The organism is Micromonospora sp. PLK6-60 (genome assembly GCF_019890675.1).
Lineage (GTDB): Bacteria > Actinomycetota > Actinomycetes > Mycobacteriales > Micromonosporaceae > Micromonospora.
Map to the genome: position 1 here is coordinate 329,808 of NZ_JAIOAA010000002.1, position 24,165 is coordinate 353,972.

Sequence of the window (24,165 nt, forward strand, 5' to 3'; positions counted from 1 at the left end):
TAACCGAACTGTGGTAGCACATTATCAGATCACCGGTTCGTCGTCCGCCGCGATTTCGGCCAGTGTGGAAAGCGGCATCCGCGGCGGGGCCCTGCCGCCGGGCGCCGCGCTGCCCGCGGTCCGCACCCTCGCCGTCGAGCTCGGGGTCAGCCCGGCCACCGTCGCCAAGGCGTACCAGGACCTGCGCCGGCGTGGCCTGGTCGCCACCGCCGGGCGGCACGGCACCCGGGTCCGTCCCCGCCCGCCGGTCGCCGCCCGCTCCGCGCTGCACCCGCCGCCCGCGCCGGGCATCCGCGACCTCGCCCTCGGTGAGCCCGACCCGCGGCTGCTGCCACCGCTGGGCCCGCACCTGGCCGCGCTCGCCGCCGAGGTCGGCCCACCCACCGGGTACGCCACCACCGCCGTGCACCCGGCGCTCGCCGAGGCGGCCCGGGACCGGCTCGCCGCCGACGGCGTACCGGCCGGTGAGCTCACCGTGACCGGCGGCGCTTTGGACGGCATCGAGCGCCTGCTCGCCGCCCACCTGCGCCCCGGCGACGCGGTCGCGGTGGAGGACCCGGGCTGGGCCAACCTGCTCGACCTCGTCGCCGCGCTCGGGCTGCGACCGATCGGCGTGCCGGTCGACGCGGAGGGGCCCACCGAGACCGGGGTGCGCGACGCCCTCTTTCTCGGGGCGCGGGCACTGATCGTCACCAGCCGCGCCCAGAACCCGACCGGCGCCGCGGTCGGCGCCGACCGGGCCGGCGCGCTGCGCGCCCTGCTCGCCGGCCGGCCCGACCTGCTGCTGATCGAGGACGACCACGCCGCCGAGCTGGCGGACATCCCGCTGCACCCGCTCGCCGGCGCGACCCCGACCTGGGCCTTCGTCCGGTCGGTGAGCAAGCCCTACGGCCCCGACCTGCGGCTGGCCGTGCTGACCGGCGACGAGGCCACCGTGGCCCGGGTGGCCGGCCGGGCCCGGGTCGGCGCCGGCTGGGTCTCCGGCGTGCTGCAACGCCTGGTGCTGGCGCTGTGGCGCGACCCGGCCACCACGGCGCTGGTGCACCGGGCGGGGGAGAGCTACGAGCGGCGGCGCACCGGCCTGCTCACCGCCCTCGCCGCCCGGGGGCTGACCGGCCACGGCCGGTCCGGCATCAACGTCTGGCTCCCGGTGCCCGACGAGACCGCGGCGGTCACCGCGCTGCGCGACGCGGGCTGGGCGGTGGCCCCCGGCGCGCTGTTCCGGCTCGGCGCCCCACCCGCCATCCGGATCACCGTCAGCTCGCTCGACGACGCCGACCTCCTCCCGCTGGCCGACGCCGTGGCCCGCGCCGTACGCCCCACCCCGCCAAACATCTTCACCGCCTGACCCGCCCCGGCCCCTGTGCGCAACTTCGGGGAAGTTGCTGCCTCCCACCGACCTGAGGCAGCAACTTCCCCGAAGTTGTCGAGGCCCGCGTGGCGGAGGGGTGCGTGGCGGGTCGCGTAGGGCGCGGTGGAGCGGGTAGAACGGGCGGCATGGCCGAGATAGAGATCGCGCCCGGCGCTCAGCAGTTCATCCCGCCGCAGGCCGACACCATCGACCAGTTGCGCGCCGCCGCGACCGGCTGCCGGGGCTGCGAGCTGTACCGGGACGCGTCGCAGACGGTCTTCGGTCGGGGCGACGAGAGCGCCCGGGTGGTCTTCGTCGGCGAGCAGCCCGGCGACCTGGAGGACCAGAAGGGCCTGCCGTTCGTCGGGCCGGCCGGTCGGGTGCTGCGCCGGGCCGTCGACGACGCGGGCATCGACCCCGGCCACATCTATCTGACCAACGCCGTCAAGCACTTCCGGTTCGAGTTGCGGGGCAAGCGGCGCATCCACCAGACCCCGGACCGGGTGCACATCACCGCCTGCCGGCCCTGGCTGGTCGCCGAGTTCGCCCGGCTCCGCCCCGACCTGGTGGTGGTGCTCGGCGCGACCGCCGCCAAGGCGCTGCTCGGCCCGAGCTTCCGGGTGACCAAGCAGCGCGGCGAGCTGATGCCGTGGCCCGCCGCCGCGCAGCGCCCGGAGGATTTCGCCCGGGTGCCGGTGGACGACACCGGCAAGGTGGCCGACGCCCCGCCGGCCCGGCTGCTGGCCACCATCCACCCGTCCGCCGTGCTGCGCGCCGACAACCAGGACGTGGCGTACGACGGGCTGGTCGCGGACCTGAAGGTCGCCGCCCGCGCCCTCGCCGGCTGACCCCGCCGCGCGGGACCGCGAAGATCACGCTCGAACCGGGAAACAGTGGCCATCCGCCCGCGCGGAGCGCACTACTTCCAGGAACGAGCACGATCTTGCTGGCGCAACCCTCCACACAGGAGTGGGGCGGGGGCGGTGGGGGTAAGGCTGCCGGGTGTGGCTTCCACGGGTACGGCTGGGCGCGCCCGGCCCGTTCGTGGTCCTCGCCTGGCTCGGCGCCCTGCTCTGGTATCCCGTCCGCTGGTACGAGGACCCGGCCGCGTCCTGGGCGCTGACCGCAGCCCGGGCCGGGCTGTGGGCGGTCGGCTCGGCGGTGGCCGCGCGGCTGCTCGCGACCTTCCGGCCGACCGAGCCCCGGGACGAGTCGTGGTTGCGGGCGGGGGCGGCGCTCCGGCGCGGCACGGCACCCTCCGACGAGGGTGAGCGCCGGCTGCTGGCCGGACACCTGCCCGAGTTGCGGCGCGGCGCCCGGCTCGGCCTGGCGGCGGGGGTGCCCCTCTTCGCGGCGCTCACCGGGGCCGCCGTCGAGGTCGACCGGCCCGGCTCGGCCGTCCTCTTCGGACTCTGCCTCGTCGGCGTCGTCGCCGTGGCCGCCCGCACGCTGACCCGGGTCCGCCGGACCCGGGCCGACCTCGACACCAACTAACCGGGAGCGATGCCATGTCCGACGCCCGTGCCCGCCGCGCCCGCGCACTAGACCGGTCGCCGGTCCTGCTGCTCTTCGGTGCCCTCTGGGCGCCGATGACCGTGCTGGTGGCGCTGCCGATGCGGTGGCTCTTCGACCGCGCCGAGCCACTCGACCAGGCGTTGGTCGGGGCGGCCTTCAACCTGGCCTGGCTCGGGCCGGCGATGTGGCTCTCCCGGCGGCTCACCGAGGGGCATCACCAGTCCCGGGACCAGGACGGGACGGCCCTGCGCCGGGCCCTGCGCGACGGGGAGCCGCCGGCCGGCGCCGGTGCCCGCGCCGAACTGCCGGCATTCCTTCGGCGGCAGCGGCGGGGCACCCTGCTGGGGCTGGCGCTGATCCTGGCGTACTGCGTCGGGCTGAGCCTCTTCGCCGTGCTCACCCTGCCCGCCGTGGGCGGTTGGTGGCCGATGGTCTTCGGGGTGGTCGCCGGGCTCGCCGCCGCCACCGCCGCGCTGACCCTCACCCGGGTCCGCCGGCTGGCGGGGCGCCCCGCGGTGACGGCCCCCGGCGCCGAGACGAACGCTGCGGCGGCCCCTGGGCAGCGGGGTTGAGCGGTGCCAGACTGGCCCGCATGGAGCAGCATCTCTACCAGCCCGTCCACGAGGAGTTCCGCGACCTGTGCCGGGAGTTCCTGGCCCGGGAGGCCGTGCCGCACCACGCGCGCTGGGAGGCCGACGGGATCGTCGACCGGGAGGTGTGGCGCAAGGCGGGCGCGGCCGGGCTGCTCGGCATGGACGTCGACACCGAACTCGGCGGAGGGGGTCAGCGGGACTTCCGGTTCAACGCGGTGCTGGACGAGGAGATCATCGCGGCGGGCTGCTCGGGGCTGGGCTTCGGGCTGCACAACGACGTGGTGGCGCCCTACCTGACCGAGCTGACCAGCGACGAGCAGCGCAAGCGTTGGCTGCCCGGCTTCTGCTCCGGCGACCTGGTCACCGCGATCGCGATGAGCGAGCCGGGGGCCGGCAGCGACCTGGCCGGCGTCCGCACCTCCGCGGTGCGCGACGGCGACACGTACGTGCTCAACGGGCAGAAGACGTTCATCACCAACGGCGAGCTGGCCGATCTGGTGGTGGTGGTCGTGCGGACCGCCCCGGACCAGGGCGCGCACGGGGTGAGCCTGGTCGTGGTGGAGACCGGCACCCCCGGCTTCAGCCGGGGCCGGCGGCTGGCCAAGGTCGGCCTGAAGGCCAACGACACCGCCGAGCTCTTCTTCGACGACTGCCGGATCCCGGCGGAGAACCTGATCGGCACCGAGAACCACGGCTTCTACCACCTGATGGCCAACCTGCCCCGGGAGCGGCTGAGCATCGCCGTCGCCGCGGTGGCGGCCGGCGAGAAGCTGCTCGCGCTCACCCTGGAGTACGCCCGCTCCCGGCAGGCGTTCGGCCGGCCGATCGGGAAGTTCCAGCACAACCGGTTTCTCCTCGCCGAGCTGGACACCGAGCTGACCATCGCGCGGACCTTCGTCAACCACTGCGTCGCCGAGTACAACGCCGGCCGGCTGTCGGTGACCGACGCGGCGAAGGCCAAGTGGTGGACCACCGAACTCCAGAACAAGGTGGCCGACCGGTGCGTGCAGCTGCACGGCGGCTACGGCTTCATGCTGGAGTACCCGGTGGCGAAGGCCTGGCTGGACAGCCGGGTGCAGACCATCTACGGCGGCACCACTGAGATCATGAAGGAGATCATCGGCCGCGGCCTCGGCCTCTGAACGCAGGGCGGGGCAAAAGCCGCTCGGCCGTCGGCAGAAACCAAGCCGTCGGCGGGACGGTTGGGCAAGGATGAGCCAGCCCACCGACCCCCACCCCGGAGCGCCGATGACCACCGACCTGACCGCCCCGAAGCCCACCCCGACCCAGGTGGCGCCGATCCAGCGCCGGACGATGCGGCTGCTCTTCAGCACCCAGATCGTCGCCGGGGTCGGGGTCACCATCGGGGTCGCGGTCGGTGGCCTGCTCGCCGCCCGGGTCGCCGGCACGGCGCTGGCCGGGGTGGCGCAGAGCGCCGCGGTGGTGGGCGCGGCGCTGCTCGCCGTACCGGTCACCCGCATCATGACCAGTCGCGGCCGGCGGCCCGGGCTGATCGTGGCGTACCTGGTCGGGGCGGTCGGTGGCGTGCTGGTGGTGGTCGCGACGGCGACCCGCCAGGTGCCGCTGCTCTTCGTCGGCATGCTGTTCTTCGGTGGCGGCACCGCGGCCAACCTCCAGGCCCGGTACGCCGCGGTGGACCTGGCCGAGCCGGCCCGTCGGGGACGGCAGCTCTCGATCATCGTCTGGGCCACCACCATCGGCGCGGTCGCGGCGCCGAACCTCGCCGGCGTCGCCGAACAGCTCACCCGCAGTTGGGGCCTGCCCCCGCTGGCCGGCCCGTTCGCGTTCAGTTCGGCCGCGTTCGCGCTGACCTCGATCGTACTGCTGATACTGATGCGGCCGGACCCGCTGGTCACCGCGCGCCGGCTGGCGGCGGCCGCGCCGGCCGCCGACGGCGCCGCGGCGCGCGACGAGCACCCGCACGGCACGGGCATGGCCGCGGCCTGGCGGATGGTACGCGCCCGCCCGGCGGCCCGCCTCGGCGTCGCCGCGCTGGCCGTCGGCCACGTGGTGATGGTCGCCGTGATGGCGATGACCCCGGTACGCCTCGGCGAGTTCCACGACGACGCCGACGTGCTGCGGGTGGTCGGCCTGGTGCTCAGCCTGCACATCGCCGGCATGTACGCGTTCTCCCCGGTGGTGGGCTGGCTGACCGACCGCTTCGGCCGGCGGGCGGTGATCCTCGGCGGGGTGGCGGTGCTGCTGGTCGCCTGCGCGGTGGCCGGCACCGCCGGGCACCACACCCCGGAGCTCTCGGTCGGGCTGACCCTGCTCGGTCTGGGCTGGTCGGGCACCATGGTGGCCGGCTCCACCCTGCTCTCCGAGTCGGTGCCGCCCGGGGTGCGGCCGAGCGTGCAGGGGCTGTCCGACCTGATCATGGGGTTGGCCGGGGCCAGTGCGGCGGCGGCCAGCGGGTTCGTCATGCGGGCGGCGGGTTATCCGACGCTGACCCTGCTGGCCGCGATCGCGACCGTGCCGCTGGTGGCGCTAGCGTTGCGTCGGGTGCCCGAGCGGGTGCCCGTCGAGGAGGAGTGATCACGTGCGGCTGACCGACTTCTGGGCCCGCCTGGAGGAGGCGTTCGGGCCGGGCTACGCGGCCAGCATCGCCAGCGATCAGGTGCTGCCCCAGCTCGGCGGGCGGACCGTCGAGCAGGCCCTCGCGGCGGGTGAGGAGACGCACGTGGTGTGGCGGGCGGTGGTCGCCGCCTACCCCGACCGGGTGCCCGCGCGGCTACGCTGAGCAGCCTTTTCGTCGATCCCGCGTGTCGCTTGCCCGCTCGTACAGGTGTTCGGCTATTGTCCACAGCGGGGTGCTCGTCCACAGCTCGCGGCCCGTCGGCTGGTTTTCTGTCGGACCCAGCGCCTAGCGTGTCCCACGTGACGCGAAGCTCAGGAAAGACGCCGGCGAAGGCAGGGGTGGCAACGATGGCGGCAGGGCCTGACCGGGAGAAGGCGCTAGACCTTGCTCTCGCTCAGATCGACAAGCAGTTCGGCAAGGGTTCGGTGATGCGGCTGGGGGAGCGGCCCGTCGTCCAGACGGCGGTCATCCCGACCGGTTCCATCGCGCTCGATGTGGCGCTCGGCGTGGGTGGTCTGCCCCGCGGCCGGGTCGTCGAGGTCTACGGTCCGGAGTCCAGCGGTAAGACCACGGTCGCCCTGCACGCGGTGGCCAACGCCCAGCGGGCCGGCGGCATCGCCGCGTTCATCGACGCCGAGCACGCGCTCGACCCGGAATACGCGAAGGCCCTCGGCGTCGACACCGACGCCCTGCTGGTCTCCCAGCCGGACACCGGTGAGCAGGCGCTGGAGATCGCGGACATGCTGGTCCGCTCCGGCGCGATCGACATCATCGTCATCGACTCGGTCGCCGCCCTGGTGCCGCGCGCCGAGATCGAGGGCGAGATGGGCGACAGCCACGTGGGCCTCCAGGCCCGGCTGATGAGCCAGGCGCTGCGGAAGATCACTGGTGTGCTCAACAACACCGGCACCACGGCGATCTTCATCAACCAGCTCCGCGAGAAGATCGGCGTGATGTTCGGCAGCCCCGAGACGACCACCGGTGGTCGGGCGCTGAAGTTCTACGCCTCGGTCCGGCTCGACGTGCGCCGCATCGAGAGCCTCAAGGACGGCACCGACGTCGTCGGTAACCGCACCCGGGTCAAGGTCGTGAAGAACAAGGTCGCCGCGCCGTTCAAGCAGGCCGAGTTCGACATCATGTACGGCAAGGGCATCTCCCGTGAGGGTTCGCTGATCGACGTCGGTGTCGAGCAGGCGATCATCCGCAAGTCCGGCGCCTGGTACACCTACGACGGCGACCAGCTCGGCCAGGGCAAGGAGAAGGCCCGCGAGTTCCTCCGGGAGAACCCGGACGTCGCGGCCGAGATCGAGAAGAAGATCCTGGAGAAGCTCGGCGTCGGCATGGGTGGTGCCGGTGACGCAGCCGGTGGCCCGGAGCTGCCGCCGGTCGACTTCTGATCCGCGTGGCAGGACGACGCGCCCGTGCGGGGCGGGGCTGGGATGCCAGCCCGCCTCGTGCGGGTGACGCCAGACCGCGCCGGGCGCGCCGTGGCCGTGCCGACGGCACCGAGCCGGAGGCAGCGGCCCGGCTGGGCGGCGAGGCGCCGGCCCCGCCGCGCGACGAGGCCGAGGTGGCGCGCGAGATCTGCCTCCGCCAGCTGGCGGTGCGGCCGCGTACCCGGGCGGAGCTGGCCGGCGCGCTCGCCCGGCGGGGCATCTCCGAGGAGGTGGCCGGCCAGGTTCTCGACCGGTACGACGAGGTCGGCATCATCGACGACGCCGCCTTCGCCCGGGCGTGGATCTCCACCCGGCACGCCGGCCGGGGGCTGGCCCGGCGGGCGCTCGCCAACGAGCTGCGCCAGCGCGGCGTGGACGGCGAGGTGGCCACCGAGGCCCTCGGCGAGCTCGACGAGGAGACCGAGGCGGAGACGGCCCGCGCACTGGTCGAGCGGAAGCTGCGGTCGGCCCGAGGGGAGCCCGACGCTGTCTTCCGCCGGCTGGTCGGGATGCTGGCGCGCAAGGGCTATCCGCCGGGGGTGGCCATCCGGGCGGTGAAGGACGCGCTGGCCGCGCAGAGCGCCGAGGCGGCCGAGTTCGCCGAGCACATCGACGCCGACGCCCTCGCCGAGGCGGAGGGCGAACTCGACCGGGACGCCCGCGGCCTCGACTGATTCCCGGCCGGTGGGTGGGGTGCGACGGCGGGGGCGAAGATGGTCCGATGTTGAAGGCGTGTCTGAACGGGAGCCGGTCCCGCGACGAGCATCCCGCCGTCCCGGTCACTCCGGCCGAGTTGGCGGCCGACGCCGCCCGGTGCGCCGCGTCCGGCGCGGCGGCGGTGCACGTCCACCCGCGGGACACCGCCGGCGTCGAGTCCCTCGCCCCGGACGTGATCGCCGCGGCGGTGACCGCGATCCGGGCGGCTCACCCCGGCCTGCCGGTGGGGGTGAGCACCGGCGCCTGGATCGAGCCGGATCCGGCGGCCCGGGTCGCCGCCGTACGCGACTGGACGGTGTTGCCCGACTTCGCGTCGGTCAACGCGCACGAGGAGGGCGCCGACGCGGTCGCCGAGGCGCTGCACGCGCGCGGCGTCGCGGTGGAGGCCGGGCTCTGGACGCCACCGGCGGTGGCGGCGTTCCGGCGGTGGCGGGTGCCGGTCGTCCGGATCCTGGTGGAGTGCATGGCGCAGGAGCCCGACCGGGCGCTGGCCGACGCGGCGGTGCTGCTGGACCTGGTACCGGGGGACGTGCCGGTGCTGCTGCACGCCGAGGGCGACGCGGTCTGGTCGGTGCTCGCCGAGGCGGTCCGCCGTGGTCTGCCCACCCGGATCGGCCTGGAGGACACCGTGCGGCTGCCGGACGGCTCACCGGCCGCGGACAACGCCGCGCTGGTGGCCGCGGCGATTGCCCTCGGCGCCCGCTGACCGACCCCGCCCCCTACGGACGGACCGCCATGCGGTCCGTTGGGGCTGTCCGGTGGCGGCGATGGGCCGGGATACGGCGTAGCGCGGTGTCCGGCGGCGAGGATGGGCCGGGATGCGGCACGTCGCGAGTATCTGGGGCGCGGGCGGGCCGGGATGGGGGTGTCCGGCGTGGTGCCGGCCGGGGATGGGGCCGGATGCGGGTAATGGGGAAGTCGTGCGGCCGGCGTCGAGGGCGGCGGTGGGTCGGGTCGGGTGGACGGTTGCTGTCGTGCGGCGGGACGGGCGTGGGGATTGTCCGGCGTTGTCCGGCCCAATATGAGCGGTGCGTGATGAGACAAACTCTCTCCGTTCGGGGGGTTTGATCATGAGTTCTTGACCGAACGGCACTCGGAGACCTAGCCTCGCCTTAAAGGCTCACTTTGCCCGACCAGCGCAGGCTAAGCGCACAACATAGATCGCGTAACAGAACAGCATCACTTTCGGCCGGCGGTGCTGCCGGCCGGCGGCGACAGCTCTGGACTGGCCGGTCCGGCGCTGACGGATAACTGCATCCGGCCACCGGTGGCGTCCGTGCGGGCGTCGCTGGTGGAGACCTACCCACGGCCAGCCGCGCTCGGTCGGGCGTTCACAGCCGCAGGGTACGTGCCATCGGCACGGTCGCTGCGGCCCCGACGTTCAGGGGAGGCGGCCATGGCGGGTCGGCACAGAATCACCGGTGGTCCCCCACGAGGCACACGCATCGGTTGGCGGGCGGATCCGCGCCGGCGGCTCTCCCCGCCGCGACCGGGAGTCCCGGCATGAACGCCTTCGACGTGCTGATCCTGGCGGTCGTGGTGATCCTGGCGGTCGTGGTGGTCGGCGCGGTGCTGGTCGGGGTGCGCACCCTGCGCCGGATCAGCGTGGCGCCACGGCCGGAGGATCCCGCCTACATCGCCGAGAAGGACCGGCAGGAGCAGTCCCTCGCCGCGCTGCGCAGCGCCGCCGACGAGGTGAACAGCACCATCGACGTGGCGAAGTCGGCCGCGGCGGCGGCCCGGACGGAGGCGGCCGCCGCCAAGGCCGAGGCCAAGTCGGCCCGGGCCGAGGCCCGTCGGGTGCTCGACGACGCCCGCGCCGAGGCGGACACCATCCTGGAGCGGGCGCACAAGCAGGCCGAGCTGGACGCCGAGCAGTTGCGCACCGCCGCCCGGCGCAGCGGGGAACGCGAAGTGGCCGTGCTGGCCGCGACCACCCGGGAGCAGGCCGCCGAGGTGGAGCGGCGGGCCGCCCGGATGGACGAGCGGGAACGGCTGCACACCGAGGAGGTGGAGCGGCTCGCCGAGCGGGAGCGGCAGCTCACCGCCGCCAGCGCCGCCCTCGCCGCCCGGGAGTCGGCGCTGGCGGAACGGGAGCAGGCGCTGACCGAGGCCGAGGAGCAGCGCCGCCGGGAGCTGGAGCGGGTGGCGGGGCTGACCGCCGACACGGCCCGGGCCGAGCTGATCGAGGCGATCGAGACGCAGGCCAAGCGGGAGGCCGCGCTGCTGGTGCGGGACATCGAGTCCGACGCCCGGGGCACCGCGGAGCAGCGCGCCCGGCACATCGTGGTGGACGCCATCCAGCGGGTGGCCAGCGAGCAGACCGCGGAGAGCGTGGTCAGCGTGCTGCACCTGCCCGGCGACGAGATGAAGGGGCGGATCATCGGCCGGGAGGGCCGCAACATCCGCGCCTTCGAGTCGGTCACCGGAGTCAACCTGATCATCGACGACACCCCCGAGGCCGTCCTGCTCTCCTGCTTCGACCCGGTACGCCGGGAGGTCGGCCGGCTCACCCTGGAGAAGCTGGTCCTCGACGGGCGGATCCACCCGCACCGGATCGAGGAGGTGCACGACCTGGCCCGGCAGGAGGTGGAGGAGCTCTGCCACCGGGCCGCCGAGGACGCGCTGGTCGAGGTCGGCATCACCGAGATCCACCCGGAGCTGGTCGACCTGCTCGGCCGGCTGCGCTACCGCACCTCGTACGGGCAGAACGTGCTCAAGCACCTGGTGGAGACCGCGCACATCGCCGGCATCATGGCCGCGGAGCTGCGGCTGGACGTGCCGACCATCAAGCGCTGCGCGTTCCTGCACGACATCGGCAAGGCGCTCACCCACGAGGTGGAGGGCAGCCACGCCATCATCGGCGCCGACCTGGCCCGCAAGTACGGCGAGAGCGAGGACGTGGTGCACGCCATCGAGGCGCACCACAACGAGGTGCCGCCACAGACCATCGAGGCGGTGCTCACCCAGGCCTCCGACGCCTGCTCCGGCGGGCGGCCGGGCGCGCGGCGGGAGAGCCTGGAGGCGTACGTCAAGCGGCTGGAGCGGATCGAGGAGATCGCGGCCGGCAAGCTGGGCGTGGAGAAGGTCTTCGCCATGCAGGCGGGCCGGGAGATCCGGGTGATGGTCAAGCCGGACGACGTCGACGACATCGGCGCGGCGGTGCTGGCCCGGGACGTGGCGAAGCAGATCGAGGAGGAGCTGACCTACCCCGGTCAGATCCGGGTGACGGTGGTCCGCGAGTCCCGGGTCACCGAGATCGCCCGCTGACGGTCAACCGCTTCAGGGCCGGTCCAGGTGAGTCCTGGGCCGGCCCTGACGGCGGTACACACGGTTGTCGTCAGGTGGTCGTGCCGGCGACCGCCTCGGTGCCCAGCTCGGTGTCGGCCGCACCGGTCCGAGGAGCGGACTTGCGGCCCCGGGAGAGGCGGTGCTGCACGTACTGGGCCAGCTTCGACAGTGAGTAGTTGACCGCGATGAAGATGGCGGCGATCACCACGTAGACCTGGATCGGGTTGTCCAGCACGCCGATGATCTGCTTGCCGATGCTGAGGGTCTCCTCGTAGCTGATGATGAAGCCGAGCGAGGTGTCCTTGAGCACCACGACGAGCTGGCTGATCAGTGCCGGCAGCATGATCCGGAACGCCTGCGGCAGCAGGATCATCCGGGTGGACTGCAGCGGGGAGAGCCCGATCGCGGCGGCGGCCTCGCCCTGGCCGCCGGGGAGCCCCTCCATGCCGGAGCGGAGGATCTCGGCGATCACCACGGAGTTGTAGATGGTGAGGCCGATGACCAGGTACCAGAGCGTGTCGAAGGTGACGCCGAACTCCGGGAAGCCGCGAGCCACGAAGAAGATGGTGATGACGACGGGCAGCCCCCGGAACACCTCGACGCAGACCCGGGTGACCGCCGACAGCACCGTGCTCAGGCCGCGCAGCAGGTACGACAGCGGCGTGGCCAGCCCGGTGAACCGCCGCCGGGCGAGGCTCTTGAGCTGGATCCGCAGCACGGCGAGCAGGGTGCCCACCACCAGCGACGAGACGATGGCCAGCGCCGCCGCGGTGAGGGTGTTCTTCAGGCCGAGGCCGAGCCGGTCCCAGACCTGCGAGAAGCTCTCGTTGGAGGGGTCGACCAGCGGCCCCCACAGCTCCATCGAGAACTGGCCCTTCTCCTCCAGCGGCCGGTAGATCAGGAAGTACGCCCCGACGAGCAGCACCACCGTGGCGACGATGCTGCTGATCAGGGTGATCCGGCGCTGGCGCGGACCCGGTACGTCGTAGAGGACGGTGTTCTGCTGGCTCACCGGGCCACCGCCTGTCGCTTCTCCAGCCGGTCCAGCAGGGCGCCGAGCGGCACGGTCATGATCAGATACCCGACGGAGATACCGATGGCGACCGGGATGAACGCGTAGCCCCCGGCCGACGTGAGCTGGTCGGCGGTCTGGGCGAGGTCGCCGACCACCCCGAAGAAGCCGACCAGCGCGGAGTTCTTGATCATCGCGATGATCACCGAACCGAGTGGCACGACCGAGGCCTTCCAGGACTGCGGCAGTACGACGTGGCGCAGGTTCTGCCCGAAGGTCAGCCCGAGCGAGCGCGCGGCCTCGGCCTGCCCGGCGGGCACCGCGTTCACGCCGGAGCGCAGCGCCTCGCAGACGAACGCCGCGGTGTAGAGCACCAGGGCGATCAGGCCGAAGCGGAAGTACGGCAGGTCGGTGCCGAGCCGGCTGAAGATCGCGTCCAGCCCGGGGATGCGCAGGAAGTCCGCGTTCGAGCCGAGCGCCGGCAGGCCGAACGCGGCGAAGAACAGCACCACCGTCAGCGGCATGTTCCGGAAGATGTTGACGTAGGCGGTGCCGACGGCGCGCAGCGGCGGCACCGGCGAGATGCGCAGCACCGCCACGACGGCGCCCAGGAGCAGGGCGCCGATCGCGGCGAGCACGCAGATCTGGAGGGTGAGCCAGAATCCACCCGCAAAGACGTCGAACTTGTCGATGAGCACGTTCACGGGTCGGTTGTCCTCCCCACCCTCCAGATCAGCGGTCGGTCAGTAGCGCTCGATGGTCGGCGGGTTGCCCAGCTCCGCGCCGAACTTGCCGGCGGTGTCGTCCCAGGCCTTCTTCCAGCTGCCGTCCGAGTACGACTTCTCGAGGATGTCGTTGATGAAGTTGCGGAAGTCGGTGTCGTCCTTCTTCACGCCGATGCCGTACGGCTCCTTGGTGAAGTTCTGGCCGGCCATCTTGAAGGACGCCTCGTCCTTGGCGATGTAGCCGAGCAGGATGACGTTGTCGGTGGTCACCGCGTCGACCTGACCGCCCTTGAGGGCGTCACGGCACTTGTCGTAGGTGTCGAAGAGCACCAGCTGGGTGGCGACGTCCTTGACGTACTTCTTGATCTCCTCGGCCGGGGTGGAGCCGGTCACCGAGCAGACCTTCTTGGTGCCGTCCTTGAACGAGTCCGGACCGGTGATCGCGGAGTCGTCCTTCTTGACCATGATGTTCTGGCCGGCCTCGTAGTACGGCCCGGCGAAGGAGATCCGCTCCTTGCGCTCGTCCTTGATCGTGTAGGTCGCCGCGACCAGGTCGACGGTGCCGTTGGCGATGACGTCCTCACGGACCTTCGACGGCGTCTCGACGAACTCGATCTTGTCCTCGGGGATGCCGAGCTCCTTGACGATGAGCTTGGCGATCTCGACGTCGAAGCCCTCGGGCTTGCCCGACAGGCCCTTCTGGCCGAAGCCCGGCTGGTCGAACTTGGTGCCGACCTTGATCTTCTGGGCCTTGTTCAGCCGCTCCATGGTGCTGCCGGCGGCGAAGGTCTTGCTGCCGGAGCCGGTGTCGCCGCCCTCCTCCGAGTCGCCACCGCAGGCGGCGAGGCCGAAAGCCAGGGTCGCCGCGGCCGCGACCGCTGCCACGCGCTTGAACCGCATACATTTCTCCTTCTTCGACGGAACCCGCCGGGTTGCGGCGCGCTCCATTTCGGACGCCTAGTGAGTGAGGATCTTGGAGAGGAAGTCCCTCGCCCGCTCGCTGCGCGGGTTGGCGAAGAACTCGGTCGGCGGGGCGTCCTCCACGAGTTGCCCGTCGGCCATGAAGATGACCCGGTTGGCCGCGTGCCGGGCGAAGCCCATCTCGTGGGTGACCACCACCATGGTCATGCCCTCGCGGGCCAGCGAGGTCATCACGTCCAGCACCTCGCCGACCATCTCCGGGTCCAGCGCGCTGGTCGGCTCGTCGAAGAGCATCGCCTTGGGCTGCATGGCCAGCGCGCGGGCGATCGCCGCCCGCTGCTGCTGGCCGCCGGAGAGCTGCGCCGGGTACTTGTCGGCCTGGTTGGCGATGCCGACCCGGTCGAGCAGGGCCAGGCCGCGCTCGCGGGCGGCGGCGGGCTTCTCCTTGCGCACCTTGATCGGGCCGAGGGTGACGTTCTCCAGGATCGTCTTGTGCGCGAAGAGGTTGAACGACTGGAACACCATGCCGACCTCGCTGCGCAGCTTGGCCAGCGGCTTGCCCTCGGCCGGCAGCGGCTGCCCGTCGAAGGTGATCGTGCCGGAGTTGATCGGCTCCAGCCGGTTGATCGTCCGGCAGAGCGTCGACTTGCCGGACCCGGACGGGCCGATCACCACGACGACCTCGCCCCTGCCCACGGAGAGTGACACGTCGTCCAGCACGTGCAGCGGGCCGAACCACTTGTTGACCCCGTCCAGCACGATGAGCGGTTCGCCCGTCGTCACGTCGTCCACCGTCCTGTCGCTTGCTCGCGTCGTGGGTCGCTCGACCCCCGGTCCGGCAACTCTAGGCGGCCTGACGTGGCGGAACGCAACCTGGTTGGTCACGGAGCGGTAACACCGAGGGCGGTGTGGCCCCGCGTCGCGCCGGTCGCGCCGATTGCGCCGATCGTCCCGGTGCCGCATGGGCGCCACCGCGTCCGTCGCCGACGCCCCGGACCCGCCTACCGTTTCGGCAGTCTGTCCGATATTCGGCGGCTTTGCTTATCGGCCTTCCGTCCAATCTGCCTTATAGGAGGAGCTCGATGCTTGTGAGGGGCCGGCATCCGTCGGTAAGGTCATCGATACACGTAGTTGCGAATCCTCAATAGAGCGGGGGTCCCGGATGGTCGTCCGTATCGCGCCGGATGGTGCGCGAGTGCAGGTGCACATTCCCCAGGAATTCGGCGAAGCTGTTTGGTACGGGATCACGCGACTCGCGGGGCCTCGTATCCAACGTGACTTCCATATCGCGCCGGTCGGGCAGTACCGACTCATTCCGACCAAGTTGCTGCCCGGCGCCTCCGTCCGGACCTTCGTCCGACGCGGATACGACGTCCTGCTCTACGAGGCGGCCGATCGCACCGACAGCTGCCTGGTCTGGGTCGGGCCCTACCACGAGGCGACGACCTGGTTCGGCGCCGCGGCCCCGCGCCCCGACCTCGTCGCCTCGCTGATCAACCTGATTCGCTACGAGGACGCCCCGGACGGGGCGCGGCTGACATCCACCTCTCCCCGGCTGACGCAACAGCACGGCACGGTGCTGACCGGGTGGAGCGAGTGGGCCTGGCTCGCCGTACGCAGCGCCGCCGAGGGCGCCGGGGTGCTGCCGGACTGGCGGGGGATGACCAGCGGTGACCGGGAGATCTGGCGCGGACAGCGCGGCCTGGAGGATGCCGAGCGGGCGCAACTCACCGGCACCGCGTACGAGTGGCGTTACCTCATCGCGGGCCCCGACTCGGTGGCGGAGGTGACCCTGCACCCGCCGGGCAGCCCGCTGCGGCCGGCCGGTCTCCGCGACGACGCGGACCGCAGGGCGGCGGCCCTGGTGGACGGGCTCCGAGTGAGCTGGAGCGGTGCGTGAGCGTCTCCCTCCCGGTGGCCCTCGCCCTGCTGGCCATCGTGGTGGCGGCGTTCGCCCTGCTGGCGGTGCTCGCCGTCTACGCCCGGCTGCGGCAGGCCGAACGGGTCATCGCCGATCTCACCTTCGGCTCCGACCGGCGGTCGCTGCCCGAGTCCCTGCGGCCCGGGCCCGGCGTGCCCGCCAGCGTGCTGCTGACCCTGGACGGCGAGTGCCCCACCTGTCACGAGCTGGCCCGCGCGGCGGCGGCCTCCGACTGGTCCGGGCTGCGCGTGGTCCGGCTCTTCAGCAGCGCGGCCGCCCGGGACCGGCACGCCGCCACCCCGGGGCTGGAGACCGTCGTCGACCCGGACACCTGGGCCGCCGTCTACGAGGGTTACACGCCGACCGTGACGGTCGTCGACGCCGCCGGAACCACCGTCCACCGCCGCTTCGTGTACGCCGACAACGACATGACCGCCCTGCTGGCCGAGGCGCGTGACCGAGGTCGCGGGCTCGCCGGGCAGGTAGCCACCCTGGAGGCATCGTGAACCTGAATCTGATCCCCTCCGCGGACACCGCTCCCGCCGGCGCGGCGCCGAGCACTCTGGTGGCCGCCCTGCGCAGCGCCAGCCCACCGCGACGGCTGATCTTCAAGGGGCTGCTGGCCTCCGCCATGGCCAGTGCCCTCGTCCCGCTGGACTGGTTCATCGAGCGGCGTGCCGCCCGGGCCGCCGGTCCGACGAGCGAATTCACCTCCTGCTCGCCGTCCAGTTACACGGAACAGGCCGCGAACTGGTGGAGCGGCCCGGCCATCTGCTACGGCGGCTGGCGGCGTGGCTCGTACCCCTGCGCCAGCGGCTACCACTTCGAGGGGTTCCGGTCCTACAGCGACGAGGGCTACACCTCCAACCGGGTCACCACCTGCGGCGGCCGCAACGCGTGGCGGTGGACGTACAGCGGGCGCTCGTACCGCTGCTCGGACGCGAACACCACATGCGTGTGGAACAGCGGCGAGCGGTACACGGCACTGACCATCGCCCAGTGTGGGCTCTGACGGTCGATGTCGGCTGAGGCGACCAGCGGCCCGACGCCGGGGCGATCCCGGCGTCGGGCCCTGCTGGACCCGCGCGTCATCGGGTTCGCCATCTTCCTGGCGGCGGTGGGCTGTGTGGTCGCGATCGGCACGCCGGCGGCACCCGTCGTGGCGCTGCTGCTGGCCGGGACCGTGGCCGGCTACGCGAACTCCGGCTCCACTTGAAGCCACAACTCAGCGTTCCTGCTGACCGCGTCGGTCTGGCGCGGACAAAGCGCACTTCGTTACTTCGGGGTTGGCCTGTGGGTCGGCGCGACCGCGGTCGCCGTTGTCTCCGCAATTGTCGGTGGCATTGTTCAGGCGAGCGTTCCGTCCGTTCTGCGGTGGTCGCTCATGGCCGCCGTTGCCGTCCCCATATTTGCCAGGGAGTTGGGCCTGGTGTCCTTTCGAATTCCGGAGAACCGTCGCCTGGTGCCCGAATCCGTGACGTATCGCGGTGCCGAGTTGGGGGCTTTCCAGTTCGGTTTCGAGATGGGCACGGGGATGCGTACCTATTCGCCGTCCGCGTTGCCGCACCTGGTGCTGGCCGGGCTGGTGCTGGTGGTCCCGTTCGGCGGTGCGCTGCTGGCGGCGGCGGGCTTCGCCCTCGGCCGGTGGGTGATGGCGGCGGCCAGTGTCCACTACGACGAGGACGGTTACTGGAGCGAGGTCTGGGACGCTCATCGTCGCCTGCTGGCCGGGACGTTGACCCTCTCCATCGCGCTGGCGGGGGTGGTGGGGCTCGGGTGACGTGGTGACGACGCGCACGTTCACCGCGGCGACGCCGCTGCGGCTGTATCTGATCTACGACAGCGCCTGCGGCGACTGCGCGGGGATCGCGTCGCGGGCGGCGGCCCTCTTCGCCGTCCCGGTCGCCCTTCGATCGTGTCGTGACCCCCGGCCCGACTGGGGGCCCGCGTCGACAGTCCCCGGCCCGCCGTGCCGCCGACCGGTGCTGGTGCTCGTCGGGCCGGGGGACCGGGTCCGTGCGGTGGCGGGCCTTCGGCTCTGGTGGCACGCCGCGCTGCTGGTGCCCTGGCGGCGCTGGCCCGCCGCGGTCGCCCTGGCCGCCCGGGTGCTGCGGGCGCGCCGGTGACCCGGTGGGACCGGGTCCCGGTGGCGCGGTCGGAGCCGAGTGGAGATCATATGGGGATGACCACACGCGTACGCCTGACGGAGCACGCCCGCGGCGGTGGCTGCGCGTGCAAGATCCCGCCCGGTGAGCTGGAGGCGATGGTGGCCGGCCTGAGCCCGGCGACCGGGACGGCCGAGCTGCTGGTCGGGCTGGAGAACGGCGACGACGCCGCGGTGGTCCGGCTGGACGAACGGACCGGGCTGGTGAGCACCGCCGACTTCTTCACCCCGGTGGTCGACGACCCGTACGACTGGGGCCGGATCGCCGCCGCGAACGCCCTCTCCGACGTGTACGCCATGGGCGGCACCCCGCTCGTCGCGCTCAACCTTCTCTGCTGGCCGCGTGAGGTGCTGCCGATGGAGCTGGCCCGGGAGGTGCTGCGCGGCGGTCAGGACGTGGCCCGGGAGGCCGCCTGCCACCTGGCCGGCGGGCACAGCGTCGACGACGACGGGCCGAAGTACGGGCTGGCCGTCACCGGCGTGGTACGCCCGGAGGAACTGATCACCCTGGACGCGGGTCGGGCCGGGCTGCCGCTGTCGCTGACCAAGCCGCTCGGGGTGGGCGTGCTGAACACCCGGCACAAGGCCACCGGCGAGGTGTTCGCCGAGGCGGTCGCCACGATGAGCGCGCTGAACCGGGACGCCGCGCGGGCGGCCGTCGCGGCCGGGGTGCGCTGCGGCACCGACGTGACCGGCTTCGGGCTGCTCGGCCACGCCTCGAAGCTGGCCCGGGCCAGCGGCCTCACGGTCGCCGTCGACACCGCCGCGGTGCCGTACCTGCCGGGGGCGCGGGAGGCGGTCCGTGACGGGTACGTCAGCGGCGGCAGCCGGCGCAACCTCGACTGGGTGACCCCGTGGACGGACTTCGGGGCCGCCTCGGACGCCGAGCGGCTGCTGCTCGCCGACGCCCAGACCTCGGGCGGGCTGCTGGTCGCCGGGGAGCTGCCGGGCGCGCCGGTGATCGGCGAGCTGCTGCCCCGGGGCGAGCACCTGGTGGTGCTTCGCTGAGCCGGGTGGCCCTGCCGCCCCCGACTTCCGGCAAGACGCTCCCACCCCCGCTGGGGAGAGCGCGAGGCGCGGCAAGACGTGCCCACCCCGCTGGGGAGAGCGCGAGTCGCGGCGCGACCTGCCCACCTTGGCCTGCGACACCCCGGTTTGCGCAAGGTGACCGGGCGCGACGCCATCGGTCGGCGCGCCTGGCGTGGCCTTGCGCCGGCCGGGGCACCATACCCGATAAACTGTCATCTTCCCGCTACTCGGAGCAACGGTGCTCCAGGATTTTTTGCCCGGAATGGTCACAGACCGGTAACTTGCCCCCGGCTGCGGTCATATGCACCCCACCATCGTTTTAAGGCCCGATCCGGAGGCCGGTGGGACGAGCACAGCGAGGAGGCGGCATGACCGAGCTGTGGAACTGGAGAATCGACGGGGCACGCCCGGCGGTGGTGTACCCGGCGCTGGCCGAGGCGCTCGGCCGGGTGGTGATGCCCCTCGCCGCGGCCGACCCGGCGCGGCTGCCCGCGTACGCGGTGGTCTGCGACGTCTGGGAGGCGCCCGGCAGGTTCGGCACCGTGGTGGACAGCTACGGGGTGCCCGAGCGGCTCTCCGAGCACGCGTCGATCGCGGCGCTCGCCCGGCTGCTGGGGCGGGACTGCCTGCTCCCCGACGACACCCTGGACGCCGGCCGGCACCTGCTCGTCGCGCCGGACGGCACGGTCCGCCCGGTCCACTTCGACGTGGCGGAGACCGACGACGGCGAGGTGCTGAGCAATCAGCGGTTGTGCACCTTGGCCGACCCGCGGTGTCGGGGCTGGTCCCGGTGTCAGCGCTCGCGCTGGGCGCCCGACTCGGTCGCCCCGGTGCTCGCCGCCGCCTGACGGCCCGACCACACCAACGGACCGCCGCCGCGCGCCGCCGGCTGATCCGGCCGGGACGCGACGGCGGCGGTCGGCACCGTCCAATATGGTCCCCACGGGCGGTGCCCGAAGCCGCACCGACGGTGACAACCGGTCGAGAGTTGTCTATTCTGGTCACGGATCGCAGCCCTTCGAGCCACGCCGCCGCTCGCGCTCCCGCGCCCCGGGCCCCCGGAGACTCATTGTGGACCAGACGCCCACCCGTCCGACCCCTCCGTCCCTCGACGCCCTGACGCGCAGCCTGCGCACCCCGCTCGGCCGGGTCGCCACCGAGCACCCCGACGCCCTCGCGCTGGTCCGCCTGCGGGTCCTGCCGCAGGCCGCCACGCCGCCGGTCACCGTCCCCGTCGCCTGCTTCAACTCCGCCATCTGAGGGATGGCGTGCCGGTGCGGTGCCGCCGACCCGGACCCGTGCCGCCCGATCAGCCAGTTCGTCCTCAAGGTGCACAGCCGCTGTGACCTGAGCTGCGACCACTGCTACGTCTATCAGGAGGCGGACCAGACCTGGCGGACCAGGCCGGCCCGGATGGCGCCGGAGACCGTCCGCGCGGCCGCCGACCGGATCGCCGAGCACGTCCGCGCGCACGCCCTGCCCGCCGTGCACGTCGTGCTGCACGGCGGTGAGCCGCTGTTGCTCGGCGCGGACGGGCTGCGCGAGGTGTTGGCCACCCTGCGCGCGACCCTCGACCCATGGACCGCCCTCGACCTGCGGATGCAGACCAACGGTGTGCTGTTGGACGCCGGGCTGTGCCGGCTGCTGGTGGCGTACGGCGTCAGGGTCGGGGTGTCGCTGGACGGCGACCGCGCCGCCCACGACCGGCACCGGATCTTCGCGCACGGCGGCGGCAGCCACGCCCACACCCGCCGGGCCCTGGCCCTGCTCCGCGAGCCCGCGCACCGGGCCAGCTACGCCGGCATCCTCTGCACCGTCGACATCCGTAACGACCCCGACCGGGTCTACGCCGCGCTGCTGGCCGAGCGCCCGCCCCGGATCGACCTGCTGCTGCCGCACGCCACCTGGGACCGGCCACCGTGGCGACCGGCGGGGGCCGGCACCCCGTACGCCGACTGGCTCGGCCGGATCCACCGGCGCTGGGTGGCCGACGGGCGGCCGGTGCCGATCCGGCTCTTCGACGCCCTGGCCCCCGGCGGCTCCGCCGCCGGTGGGACCGAGGCGGTCGGGCTCGCCCCGGCCGACCTGCTGGTGGTGGAGACCGACGGCAGTTGGGAACAGGTCGACTCGTTGAAGGTCGCCTTCCACGGCGCGGCCGGCACCGACCTGGACGTCTTCGCCCACCCGGTCGACGAGGCCGCCCGGCACCCCGGCGTCGCGGTCCGCCAGTCGGGGGCGGCCGGGCTCTGCGCCACCTGCCGCGGCTGCCCCGTGGTGGAGCGCTGCGGCGGCGGGCTGTACGCGCACCGCTGGCGGTCTGGGCGCGGCTTCGACAACCCGTCCGTCTACTGCGCCGACCTGTGGACCCTGATCGCCACCCTGGACCGCCGTCCAGCGGCCGCCGCCGCGACGGTCAACGGTGACCGAGGCCGCGCCGCCCGCCGGCCGGCGGACCCGATCGCCGAGACCCGGCCCGAGACCCGGCTCGAGGAGCGGCCCGAGACCCGGCCCGCGGAGCAGCCCCAGATGCGGCCCGAGACGCAGCCCGAGACGCGGTCCGAGACGCGGTCCGAGACGCGGTCCGAGACGCGGCCCGAGACGCGGCCCAGGAACGGGCAACTCGTCGATGGCCGGGCCGGGGAGCGGCCCGGGAGCGGGCGGGCGGCAGCGGTCGACCAGCCGGCCGGGGACGGGCAGCCGGGCCCGGACGCGCAGTGGCTGCTGGACGAGCTGGCCACCGGCCACGGTGGCCCCGCGGCGCTGCGGCTGCTCGACGAGACCCAGCTCTCCATCACCCGGGCGCTGCTGGCCACCTGGCGGGACGTCGCCGGGGGCAGCGCCGCCTGGGAACTGCTCGCCGACCTCGACGCCACCGCCCCCGCCACGGTCGGCGCGGTGCTGGCGCATCCGTTCGTCCGCCCGTGGCTGGTCCGCCGGCTGGAGCGCCCCGGCACGCCCGGCGCCGACCTGCTGCCGGCGCTGGCCGCCGCGGCCGCCGTCCGGGCCGGCGTGGCGGCACCGGTGACGGTGCCGGTGCGGGCCGGCGCGGTGCTGCTGCCCACGCTGGGCCGGCTGCCGGTGACCGGCCCGTCCGGCGCGCTGGTGACCGCCGTGCCGGGCGGCTTCCGGATCCGGGCCGGCCCGACCGATCGCGTGGTGCCGCTGACCGCCGGCCCGCCACCGCCCCCCGCGCTCGAACGCGTGGTGCCGCTGACCGCCGGCCCGCCACCGCCCCCCGCGCTCGAACGCGCGGTGCCGCTGAACGCCGGCCCGCCACCGCCGGCTGCGACCGAACGCGTGACGGCGGGCAGCGGCGGTGCGCCGCCGTCGCCCCGGACGGCCGAACGCGTGCCGGCGGGCGACGCCGGCGATCCGCCGCCGGCCGGGTGGCAGCCGGTCCGGCGGGTCCCGGTGGCCGGCGGGGAGGTCGCCGTCGAGGACACCGATCCGGAACGGGACTGCTACGACCAGCCCGTCGCGCCACGGCTCGCCGGCGCCGCCGCGCACGCGCTGGGGCGTACCCTCGCCGGGGCCTGGCGGTCGGTGCACCGCGACGTGCCCGCGCATGGTGCGGCGCTCGACGCCGGGCTGCGCTGCGTGGTGCCGCTGGCGGCGGACCCGGCCGCGCCGCTGCGCAGCGCCACCGCCCGGCAGGCGTACGGCGCGGTCGCGGTGACTCCGGTGCCCGGGCCGGAGACGATGGCCGTGCTGCTGGTGCACGAGTGGCAGCACGCCAAGCTCGGTGCGCTGCTCGACCTCTACGACCTGGTCGATCCGGTGTCGGCGCACCGGATCCGGGTGGCCTGGCGGCCCGATCCGCGCCCCGTCGAGGGGGTGCTCCAGGGCACGTACGCGCACCTGGCGGTGGCCGAGGTGTGGCGTGCCCGGGCGACGGCCGGCGGAGCCGACGCGGCGGCCGCCCGGGCGCACGCCACCCGCTACCGGGACTGGACCAGGACGGCGGCGGACGCGCTGCTCGCCGGCGACGGCCTCACCGACCTCGGCGAGCGCTTCGTGCGGCGGCTGCGGCAGGCGGTGGAGGGCCCGGATGCCGGCGGAGACTGAGCTGGCCCCGCTCACGCCGCACCGCGTCCGCCTCGTCGGGCAGCTGCGGGCGCTGGGCCTGCGCGCCGGCGACGACGTGCTGGTGCACAGCTCGCTGCGCCGGGTGCGCCCGGTGGGCGGCCCGGCCACCCTGGCGGCCGCGCTGCGGGAGGTCATCGGCCCGGCCGGCACGCTGCTCGTGCCCACCGAGAACGCCGGCAACTCGACGACCTCCCGGGCCTACCGGGCGGCCACCCGCGACCTGGACGCGCGGGAACTCGCCGCCTACCACGCGGCGATGCCCGGTTGGGACCGGGCCACCACCCCCTCGGCGGGCACCGGGGCGTTCGCCGAGCACATCCGGCTGACCCCGGGCGCGGTGCGCAGCGACCACCCGCAGACCTCGTTCACCGCGCTGGGCCCCCGCGCCCGCGAGTTCACCGACGGCCACGAGCTGGACTGCCACCTGGGCGAGCGGTCCCCGCTGGGCCGGCTCTACGCCGCCGGCGGCCAGATCCTGCTGCTCGGCGTCGGCTACGCGGCCTGCACCGCGCTGCACCTGGCCGAGTACCGGCTGCCGGTGCCGCCGCCGCGCCGCCGCTACCACTGCTATCGGCTGGTCGACGGACGGCGGGTCAGCCTGGAGTTCGAGGCGGCCGACCTGGACGACAGCGACTTCCCGCGGGTCGGCGCGGCCCTGGACAGCGCCCCGTTCGTCCGCGTCGGTCGGGTCGGCGACACCGGGGCCCGGCTGCTGCCGGTACGTGACACGGTGGACCGCGCGGTCGAGTGGTTCACCGCCCACCGGCCGGGTTTCGGGCGTTGACGTGGGGACTACGCTGATGGT

Annotated in this window: 26 protein-coding genes; 22 read left to right on the forward strand and 4 right to left on the reverse strand. The window is 73.7% G+C overall.

Features of this window, described 5'->3' with window-relative positions; translation table 11 throughout:
- Positions 1-10: 10 nt before the first annotated feature.
- From K7640_RS04480 to rny, 11 genes are all read left to right on the forward strand, one after another.
- On the forward strand, positions 11-1,348 hold the full coding sequence (locus K7640_RS04480) for an aminotransferase class I/II-fold pyridoxal phosphate-dependent enzyme (RefSeq protein WP_222953398.1): 1,338 nt from the start codon (positions 11-13) through the stop codon (positions 1,346-1,348).
- 149 nt (positions 1,349-1,497) lie between these two features.
- Positions 1,498-2,199, forward strand: a complete 702-nt coding sequence (locus tag K7640_RS04485) for a UdgX family uracil-DNA binding protein (RefSeq protein ID WP_222953399.1) — start codon at positions 1,498-1,500, stop codon at positions 2,197-2,199.
- 154 nt (positions 2,200-2,353) lie between these two features.
- The gene (locus K7640_RS04490; protein WP_222953400.1) at positions 2,354-2,845 is read left to right on the forward strand and encodes a hypothetical protein; all 492 of its coding nucleotides are present in this window, start codon (positions 2,354-2,356) and stop codon (positions 2,843-2,845) included.
- 14 nt (positions 2,846-2,859) lie between these two features.
- Positions 2,860-3,438: a hypothetical protein gene (locus K7640_RS04495; RefSeq protein WP_222953401.1), complete on the forward strand. Its 579-nt coding sequence runs from the start codon at positions 2,860-2,862 to the stop codon at positions 3,436-3,438.
- 20 nt (positions 3,439-3,458) lie between these two features.
- Positions 3,459-4,601 (forward strand): acyl-CoA dehydrogenase family protein, encoded by a 1,143-nt coding sequence (locus tag K7640_RS04500; RefSeq protein WP_222953402.1) that lies wholly within the window; start codon positions 3,459-3,461, stop codon positions 4,599-4,601.
- A 106-nt stretch (positions 4,602-4,707) separates the two neighbouring features.
- Positions 4,708-6,015, forward strand: a complete 1,308-nt coding sequence (locus K7640_RS04505) for an MFS transporter (protein WP_222953403.1) — start codon at positions 4,708-4,710, stop codon at positions 6,013-6,015.
- Positions 6,016-6,019: 4 nt separating this feature from the next.
- Positions 6,020-6,220: a DUF3046 domain-containing protein gene (locus K7640_RS04510; RefSeq protein ID WP_222953404.1), complete on the forward strand. Its 201-nt coding sequence runs from the start codon at positions 6,020-6,022 to the stop codon at positions 6,218-6,220.
- Positions 6,221-6,405: 185 nt separating this feature from the next.
- On the forward strand, positions 6,406-7,455 hold the full coding sequence (gene recA / locus K7640_RS04515) for a recombinase RecA (protein WP_222953405.1): 1,050 nt from the start codon (positions 6,406-6,408) through the stop codon (positions 7,453-7,455).
- Positions 7,456-7,460: 5 nt separating this feature from the next.
- Positions 7,461-8,168, forward strand: coding sequence for a regulatory protein RecX (locus K7640_RS04520; RefSeq protein WP_222953406.1), 708 nt, complete (start codon positions 7,461-7,463; stop codon positions 8,166-8,168).
- Positions 8,169-8,215: 47 nt separating this feature from the next.
- A complete protein-coding gene (locus tag K7640_RS04525; protein ID WP_222953407.1) occupies positions 8,216-8,917 on the forward strand; it encodes a 3-keto-5-aminohexanoate cleavage protein in 702 nt (233 codons plus the stop codon).
- Between the two features lie 797 nt (positions 8,918-9,714).
- On the forward strand, positions 9,715-11,481 hold the full coding sequence (gene rny / locus K7640_RS04530; protein ID WP_222953408.1) for a ribonuclease Y: 1,767 nt from the start codon (positions 9,715-9,717) through the stop codon (positions 11,479-11,481).
- A 70-nt stretch (positions 11,482-11,551) separates the two neighbouring features.
- Here rny and K7640_RS04535 read toward each other — a convergent pair whose 3' ends face one another.
- The 4 genes from K7640_RS04535 to K7640_RS04550 are packed head-to-tail and all read right to left on the reverse strand — an operon-like array spanning position 11,552 to position 14,952.
- The gene (locus K7640_RS04535) at positions 11,552-12,514 is read right to left on the reverse strand and encodes an amino acid ABC transporter permease (RefSeq protein ID WP_222953409.1); all 963 of its coding nucleotides are present in this window, start codon (positions 12,512-12,514) and stop codon (positions 11,552-11,554) included.
- Positions 12,511-13,218, reverse strand: coding sequence for an amino acid ABC transporter permease (locus tag K7640_RS04540; protein ID WP_222953410.1), 708 nt, complete (start codon positions 13,216-13,218; stop codon positions 12,511-12,513). The genes K7640_RS04535 and K7640_RS04540 overlap by 4 nt, the downstream gene beginning before the upstream one ends.
- 39 nt (positions 13,219-13,257) lie before the next feature.
- Positions 13,258-14,139: a glutamate ABC transporter substrate-binding protein gene (locus K7640_RS04545; RefSeq protein WP_222953411.1), complete on the reverse strand. Its 882-nt coding sequence runs from the start codon at positions 14,137-14,139 to the stop codon at positions 13,258-13,260.
- Positions 14,140-14,196: 57 nt separating this feature from the next.
- Positions 14,197-14,952 carry an amino acid ABC transporter ATP-binding protein gene (locus K7640_RS04550; RefSeq protein ID WP_222953412.1) on the reverse strand — a complete coding sequence of 252 codons (756 nt, stop codon included), beginning with the start codon at positions 14,950-14,952 and terminating at the stop codon, positions 14,197-14,199.
- A gap of 532 nt (positions 14,953-15,484) precedes the next feature.
- Between K7640_RS04550 and K7640_RS04555 the strand changes: the two genes are divergently transcribed.
- The 11 genes from K7640_RS04555 to K7640_RS04610 all read left to right on the forward strand — a co-directional run bounded on the left by K7640_RS04555 (position 15,485) and on the right by K7640_RS04610 (position 24,144).
- Complete coding sequence (locus tag K7640_RS04555) at positions 15,485-16,060, forward strand: hypothetical protein (protein ID WP_222953413.1); 576 nt, start codon at positions 15,485-15,487, stop codon at positions 16,058-16,060.
- A complete protein-coding gene (locus K7640_RS04560; protein WP_222953414.1) occupies positions 16,057-16,587 on the forward strand; it encodes a hypothetical protein in 531 nt (176 codons plus the stop codon). Before K7640_RS04555 ends, K7640_RS04560 begins: the two co-directional genes overlap by 4 nt.
- Complete coding sequence (locus tag K7640_RS04565; protein WP_222953415.1) at positions 16,584-17,093, forward strand: hypothetical protein; 510 nt, start codon at positions 16,584-16,586, stop codon at positions 17,091-17,093. Before K7640_RS04560 ends, K7640_RS04565 begins: the two co-directional genes overlap by 4 nt.
- 6 nt (positions 17,094-17,099) lie before the next feature.
- Positions 17,100-17,297 (forward strand): hypothetical protein, encoded by a 198-nt coding sequence (locus K7640_RS04570; protein WP_222953416.1) that lies wholly within the window; start codon positions 17,100-17,102, stop codon positions 17,295-17,297.
- 246 nt (positions 17,298-17,543) lie between these two features.
- Complete coding sequence (locus K7640_RS04575) at positions 17,544-17,861, forward strand: hypothetical protein (protein ID WP_222953417.1); 318 nt, start codon at positions 17,544-17,546, stop codon at positions 17,859-17,861.
- Between the two features lie 4 nt (positions 17,862-17,865).
- Positions 17,866-18,207 (forward strand): hypothetical protein, encoded by a 342-nt coding sequence (locus K7640_RS04580; protein WP_222953418.1) that lies wholly within the window; start codon positions 17,866-17,868, stop codon positions 18,205-18,207.
- A gap of 56 nt (positions 18,208-18,263) precedes the next feature.
- Positions 18,264-19,253 (forward strand): selenide, water dikinase SelD, encoded by a 990-nt coding sequence (gene selD / locus K7640_RS04585; protein WP_222953419.1) that lies wholly within the window; start codon positions 18,264-18,266, stop codon positions 19,251-19,253.
- Between the two features lie 389 nt (positions 19,254-19,642).
- Positions 19,643-20,122, forward strand: coding sequence for a hypothetical protein (locus K7640_RS04590; protein ID WP_222953420.1), 480 nt, complete (start codon positions 19,643-19,645; stop codon positions 20,120-20,122).
- A 223-nt stretch (positions 20,123-20,345) separates the two neighbouring features.
- A complete protein-coding gene (locus tag K7640_RS04595) occupies positions 20,346-20,534 on the forward strand; it encodes a hypothetical protein (RefSeq protein ID WP_222953421.1) in 189 nt (62 codons plus the stop codon).
- 3 nt (positions 20,535-20,537) lie between these two features.
- Positions 20,538-23,339: an FxsB family cyclophane-forming radical SAM/SPASM peptide maturase gene (locus K7640_RS30935; RefSeq protein ID WP_255608042.1), complete on the forward strand. Its 2,802-nt coding sequence runs from the start codon at positions 20,538-20,540 to the stop codon at positions 23,337-23,339.
- Positions 23,323-24,144 carry an aminoglycoside N(3)-acetyltransferase gene (locus K7640_RS04610; protein ID WP_222953422.1) on the forward strand — a complete coding sequence of 274 codons (822 nt, stop codon included), beginning with the start codon at positions 23,323-23,325 and terminating at the stop codon, positions 24,142-24,144. Before K7640_RS30935 ends, K7640_RS04610 begins: the two co-directional genes overlap by 17 nt.
- Positions 24,145-24,165 lie beyond the last annotated feature (21 nt).